Annotated in this window: 10 protein-coding genes; all 10 read right to left on the reverse strand. The window is 36.2% G+C overall.

Translation table 11 applies throughout. The annotated features are described in order from the left end of the window. Nucleotides 1-120: 120 nt before the first annotated feature. Nucleotides 121-1035, reverse strand: coding sequence for an ATP-dependent 6-phosphofructokinase (locus tag QZ548_RS06935; protein ID WP_295869294.1), 915 nt, complete (start codon nucleotides 1033-1035; stop codon nucleotides 121-123). Next, on the reverse strand, nucleotides 1007-1921 hold the full coding sequence (locus QZ548_RS06940; RefSeq protein ID WP_295869284.1) for a shikimate kinase: 915 nt from the start codon (nucleotides 1919-1921) through the stop codon (nucleotides 1007-1009). Before QZ548_RS06940 ends, QZ548_RS06935 begins: the two co-directional genes overlap by 29 nt. A gap of 125 nt (nucleotides 1922-2046) precedes the next feature. Beyond that, nucleotides 2047-2475 (reverse strand): hypothetical protein, encoded by a 429-nt coding sequence (locus QZ548_RS06945; protein WP_295869286.1) that lies wholly within the window; start codon nucleotides 2473-2475, stop codon nucleotides 2047-2049. Then, entirely contained in the window at nucleotides 2444-3034 is a 591-nt protein-coding gene (locus tag QZ548_RS06950; protein ID WP_295869288.1) for a fimbrial assembly protein, read from the reverse strand. Before QZ548_RS06950 ends, QZ548_RS06945 begins: the two co-directional genes overlap by 32 nt. Further along, nucleotides 3018-3872 carry a hypothetical protein gene (locus QZ548_RS06955; protein ID WP_295869289.1) on the reverse strand — a complete coding sequence of 285 codons (855 nt, stop codon included), beginning with the start codon at nucleotides 3870-3872 and terminating at the stop codon, nucleotides 3018-3020. The genes QZ548_RS06950 and QZ548_RS06955 overlap by 17 nt, the downstream gene beginning before the upstream one ends. Before the next feature lie 9 nt (nucleotides 3873-3881). Next, nucleotides 3882-4289 (reverse strand): hypothetical protein, encoded by a 408-nt coding sequence (locus QZ548_RS06960; RefSeq protein ID WP_295869290.1) that lies wholly within the window; start codon nucleotides 4287-4289, stop codon nucleotides 3882-3884. Beyond that, a complete protein-coding gene (locus tag QZ548_RS06965; protein ID WP_295869292.1) occupies nucleotides 4270-4812 on the reverse strand; it encodes a hypothetical protein in 543 nt (180 codons plus the stop codon). The genes QZ548_RS06960 and QZ548_RS06965 overlap by 20 nt, the downstream gene beginning before the upstream one ends. Before the next feature lie 29 nt (nucleotides 4813-4841). Beyond that, complete coding sequence (locus QZ548_RS06970; RefSeq protein WP_119206199.1) at nucleotides 4842-5198, reverse strand: hypothetical protein; 357 nt, start codon at nucleotides 5196-5198, stop codon at nucleotides 4842-4844. Between the two features lie 7 nt (nucleotides 5199-5205). Next, nucleotides 5206-5667, reverse strand: a complete 462-nt coding sequence (locus tag QZ548_RS06975) for a hypothetical protein (RefSeq protein ID WP_119206198.1) — start codon at nucleotides 5665-5667, stop codon at nucleotides 5206-5208. Beyond that, nucleotides 5622-6188: an A24 family peptidase gene (locus QZ548_RS06980; protein ID WP_295212631.1), complete on the reverse strand. Its 567-nt coding sequence runs from the start codon at nucleotides 6186-6188 to the stop codon at nucleotides 5622-5624. Before QZ548_RS06980 ends, QZ548_RS06975 begins: the two co-directional genes overlap by 46 nt. Nucleotides 6189-6372: the final 184 nt, after the last annotated feature.

The following is a 6372-nucleotide window of genomic DNA, read 5'->3' on the forward strand; positions in this document are numbered from 1 at the left end:
TTCCTAACAATACTATTAGTATTGTTAAATTATACAGTACCAATTACTTTTATGCAATATAATTTCATTAATGAATAATTGATGATAAAAGAAAATGACCCTTGCGGGTCATTGATAGTTTTAACTACTTAAAATGGATAATAATGTATAATCCTTTTCATTAATAGGAAATACAAGACTTTCAGCCTCTTGATAGGAAATAGGACGAATATGACCATCAATATATCCAATTAGTCGATTATCAGTACCATTCATCAATAACTCAATACAATTTTCACTCATACGCGCCGCTAAAATAGCATCGAATGCAGAAGGACCTCCACCGCGTTGTAAATATCCTAATACAGTCAAACTGGGATCAAATTCCGTATGCTCCTTAATAAAGGATTTTACTTCTCCACTATTATATGCACCTTCAGCAACGAGTATCACACTATATTCTTTACCACGTATCTGTGTTTCCTTTAAATGACGACAGACCTCATGTAAAGGCATAGGATTTTCAGGAACGAGTACAATTTCAGCACCACAGGCAAGGCCAGCTTTAAGTGCAATATGACCTGCTTTACGCCCCATTACCTCTACAATGGCTACCCGTTCATGTGAATTAGATGTATCACGAATTCTTCCAACAGCATCAACCACAGTATTGAGAGCCGTATCAAATCCTAGCGTATATTGAGTGCCACCCATATCATTATCTATGGTGCATGGAATTGTCATTGTAGACATGCCAAGCTTAGCTAAACTCGTAGCGCCTCGCATAGAACCATCGCCACCGATAACAATAAGGTGATCAATATTATGAGCTTTCAAAATATCGTAAGCTTTACGCTGAACATCTTCATTTTGAAACTCAGGAAAACGAGCTGTTTTTAGTATGGTACCGCCTTGAGTAATAATACCACCTACAGAACGGTTTGCTAAAGGAACAAATTGTTCTTCCATAATACCTAAATAGCCACGTTCAATACCGAAAACTTCAAAGCCTTCATGAATGGCATTTCTAGTTAGCGCTCTTATGGCGGCGTTCATTCCAGGTGCGTCTCCGCCGCTTGTTAGTATTGCGATTCTTCTCATATCCATTACCCCCTTGTGGTGTACGTTGTTTGGATATAGTTTCTGTCTTATGTGCAGTAACCGCTTGATTAGATTTCTTATGTTTGCGACGTTTGTCATTACTCGCTTTATAAGATGCTGCCTTATGAGATAGTTCTTTTTTTAAGACTATCTGCTTGGTTTCTGTATCATTAGAAATCCTTTTATTAAAGCGTTGTGTTCTAGATAATCCAGGATTATCTAGTTTACCTCTTAGAGAATTATTAAATTGTAATTCTTGAGATGGCTGTTTACCATCTCTAGTATCCGTATCATTGGGTTGACGTCTTGCTTTAAATTGAACATCTGAGGTAACTAATTCATCCTCAATACGTTGCATAAAATCATAGGTCCGACCATTTGTTGTATCTAGTACAAAATCACACTGCTTATACACCGGTTTCCAGGATTGTATCATAGCATGTACAAAGGCATGAACATTGTTATAATCCATGGTTGGCCGTTTCCCAATACGGCGATTCACACGACTGACAATGCGAAATTGTGCAGCGCGGATACCAATGATATAAGAATATTTCTTCAATACCTTTAATGTGCGATGTTCAATGGGAAAATTACCACCTACGGAGATGACTGCTTCGTGATATAAGCAAACCTTTTTCAGTACATCCATTTCTGCACGTCGGAATGCTTTTTCCCCAATTTTCTTGAATATTTCAGCAATAGGCAACCCAAAACGACCTTCTAATACGCGATCGGTATCTACAAATTGCCATCCCTTGCGTTCCGCAAGATTACGACCGAAATGGCTCTTGCCACTCCCCATAGAACCGATGAGCATAATATTTCGTTTTATTATCATCTGTTATGTGCCCCTTATTATTTCATATCCTTCATTGTACTATAAAATGCAACAAAAACAAAGACAGACTATAGGATAACAATCTATAATCTGTCTCTATTAATATTACTATAAAAGAATATATATTAAGATCTCATATTCGGTTTTACTGCACAATGTACATACACAACATTGCCTTTTCGTTCTATGTCCTCTATTTCTATACGGCGTGAAGGGTCTTTTGCTTCAATAGTATTAATCCAGTTGATTAGGCGTTCTGTGCTTCCTAATAAATTTAACTCTAATACACCTTCATGCTCATCAGTACTAACAATCATTAATGGTTCTCCTTGCAAAGACTCAAAAATACTAGTATTAGAACTCGTGTTCGATAACTTATTTTCTGTAAAAGACGCTAGTAATTTTGCTTCCTTAGATACGATATAATCTGACTTAGCTTGCATTTGGATAACATAGTTTTCTTGTCGTTCTTTCAAATGAGTCGCTTTGTGATCTAAGCTAATATACCCATATAGTGAAATACTAATAATGATGCCCCACATCAGTATGATCATTACTATCTTCTCTACTGGATGTGTTGTGCTCTCCTTTAGATCCTTCCATATGGAATGTATATATACCTTGATCTGCTTTAACTGTTCCATGACAATCCATTCCAATTAACCTTTGTTGAAGACTAGCTATAAATTTACGGCATGCTTCATCACTATGGCCTATACCATCTACACTAATATGTTCATCCTTTATGTTGAGATGTTGTAAACTGATTCCTTGCTCCATAGCTATATCAAGAACATATAAAACGATAGTATTTTGAAAAATAGGTTTTTTATTTTTTCCAGAACTATTCTTAAGTATTTTATTTTTAACTGATGCTATATCTTCAAACTGTTTTCCAATTGACTGATACTGCTGATTTTCCAATAGCGTCAATAGTTCTGATTTTTCAGTCTTATACTGTTCATAGTTCGACAAGCAACAACCTATAGCTATTAATCCTACTATTACGTATACAATGCTCATACCATATAGATAATAACGATATTTATGCCATAAACTATGCCAACGTAACGATCGAGGCATTAGATTAATATATCTACCATCCCAAGCCAATCCATTTAAGCCCCCTTGCAGCCATACCTATAGCCATATCCCAATCTAATTGTCCTTGTTTACATCTATTACGACCACGCCCTAAGAATAATAATGGAATATACTCTGTCTCTCCATATATAGAAATAATGGCTTCCATATCCTTTTGTTCCTCATCGGTTAATTGATCTAACCCATACAGCTTAACCCCTTGTATTTCATCTACGCCAAATTCTTGTAGTTTAGATTCTAGTACCTCCATAGCTTCTGATACATCACTGCTACTAATAGGGATAATCTGTTCTTGAATACATATATCATTCCACCATAACCATAAGTGTAAATTATCCTTTTCTACGACACCAGTCACGGTACCACTACGCCGCATCAAGCTGTAACAAATAGGAATAGGCCAGAAATCTATTACATCCACCGGTGCATAGGTGTCTCGTATACCTTGTTTTAAAAGTTCTAATGAATGACGCTCTACGGCAACCATAAACATATGGTAATTATGTCTTGGATATTCTCGACGACATGCATCCATTTGGAAACTGTCGCCATCAAAGGTAAAGTAATCCTCTACATTCCATTTGATGAACTCCTTCATATCAAAATCGTGAGGATCATAAGGTGCTACATGCATTTGTGTATCAATATTAGCTACCATGCTGTAAGCTCCGTCATCTAAATCATACATTTCTATAAATTTTCTAACATCCTCATCAATAGATGCACTGCGTTTCATTTCTAGTGCATCGGTAATGACCATCGTTTTATTTTCTACATGAGCTGTCACACATACAATACGTTCATCTGTAATACATACACCAGTATGTATCTTCTTTTTCCGTTTCATAGATTCACCTCAATATGGTTTTACCTTCATAACATGCATAGTATGATCTGTATCCACTGTCACATACATATGTACACGACTTACTATTTCTTGATGTTTCAATTTTCCATAACTCATAACGTGACGAGGATTGTCACGGGATGGATCGGCCTCAATGGTAATTTCCACATCCGCATCATCAGCCACAATTAGCTTTTTCTGAAAGTCCCAAGTATTACCTGCTTTACAATAGCCTACAAACCAATGTGCTCCACTTTGAGCTGCATAGTGAGCCTCTTCTAAATGCAATTCATCTACTGCATTACTTTCACAAATTTGACCAATACGCAATCCCATAAAGGCTAATACCAATAAAAAGGACATTGTAAATATGGCTACATATGTAATAAACCCAGCATTATGGGCTTCTATGTTCATGACTTGTTTCCTCATTATCTTTATACCAATCATATATACTACTTTGACCTATAGCGACTTCATATATAGCTAAGCCTCCATATCCAGCAGTATATTTTTTATCACCAGTAAATCGATTCGTAATATACCAGCGCATATGGACTACTCCGCTCTCATCCATACTAAATGGATGTTCTTGTGTGTACCCAACATTTCGTTTATCCTTTGTGCCGATAATACGGCTGCCGCTAACAGGTTGTAAACTGCCATCTGTAAGCTTTCTATACAAAGCATGGCGTTGTAATGTTAGTGTAGTCCGCTTAGTGTCGTGAATATATAAGGTACTATTTCGATCCTCTACCGTTATCGGTACAGGATTCCATATGATTTGAGCTACCACCATGCGCCGCGTATAACGACCATCCTCCATCATAGAAACGCTATCTACAAATTTTGCATTCCACATAACCCCATAAAAAACTATACCTAACAATAACGTTAAAACGATGGTAGAAATAGTTATACTGATGAGTGTGGAATACAAAATAAAACCTCTTTGTGCATCATGAGTCCTCACCGTATTTCCTCCAAGTCGAGAGATAAGGTATACACAACAGATTCATTATCTATGGCCTGCACAGTTAATCGTTGTAGGACAATGCCATTTTCTACGATAGGCTCTACATGTGATTTATATGTAATCGATTCACTGGGACTCATAATAAATTGAGAGTTATGTATACCTTCTTGAATATGTCCCGTTTGATAATACGTAGACTTACTTTCTTCTACATATGTTATGGTATCTTGTAATATATGATCCCAATAGTAAGCCTTATAGATTGTTAAGGTAGCCATCCAAAATACAGATAATATAACAGGCAAGATAAACATAATAATAGCTGTTGATACTAGGGCATCTCCATACATAAAGCCCTTAGTGTACTTCTTCCCATCGAATACGTCCCGTTTGTACAGATATCCATATACGATTTCTCTCACCACTTTCTCGATCCCGTAAAATAAGTTCCGTTCCATCATAAGGTAATCCTAGAGAAGAAAAAGAGATAACCGTTAAGGGTTGTACATTTTCAATCCCTGCAGGTAAGGATATATTAACTGTATGATGATGAGCATCCTCCTCTAAGGTATAGCTGTCTTTATTTAATATGAATAACATACGCCCTTTTCCATTAGACTTATGCCCAAGCATAGACCAAAGTTGAACCTTTTTTAACATATATACTACTTCTTCAGTACTTCCATTTAGAGTATAGCGGCTAGGCGTTGTTACAATGGGCAAAGACATAGAAATAAGAAGTAAAAATAAGCTAATTGCAATAATCCACTCAGCTAACAAAGAACCGTATTGATGATGTATAGGTTGTGCCTTAACCATTGGTACAACACCTCCATATAGGATCCGCCATGTAAGGCACACCAACCACCAAAGCATAGAAAGGGACCAAATGGAATGTATCGATTACGATAGCTTGTTAGTAAGAGATAGAGAGAACCAACACAAAAGGCTACGTAAAAGAAGCATACAATCTCCCACGGCGTAAGCCACATGGCAATAGCAGAAAACCATTTCACATCGCCTAGTCCAAAGCCTTTATGACTCATAAGACGAAGTCCATATGTAATAGCACCTACACTCATAACACTTATAATCGTTATAAGCATAGACTTATCATTTATAAGGCTATACACTATACCACCTAAAACAAGCACTAACGCCCCTTCATCAGGCAATATATAGTAATGCATATCGATGGTAGCACCTGCTATGATGATGAGTGAAAATACAGCATACAAAGCAACGTGAATAAAGGATATTGCTCGTGATGAAAGTATAATAGGCAATACAATGGATGCTAAATACACGATCAGTGCTATAACGTAATGAGTCCCTTTCATACCTTTTCCTTCCATAAAATCAACTGTACATATATTAATGTAAATATAACTACTGTATAGCTATTAATATAACTACATATGTAAATGCAAATATAAATTTACATTCCAATCATCAATCCATGCACATTAACTATTAAGACTTAAATATTAAATAATAACTATTAAGTATTAAATATTAAGTACT

Source organism: uncultured Veillonella sp., assembly GCF_915069625.1.
In the GTDB taxonomy this organism is placed as follows: Bacteria; Bacillota; Negativicutes; order Veillonellales; family Veillonellaceae; genus Veillonella.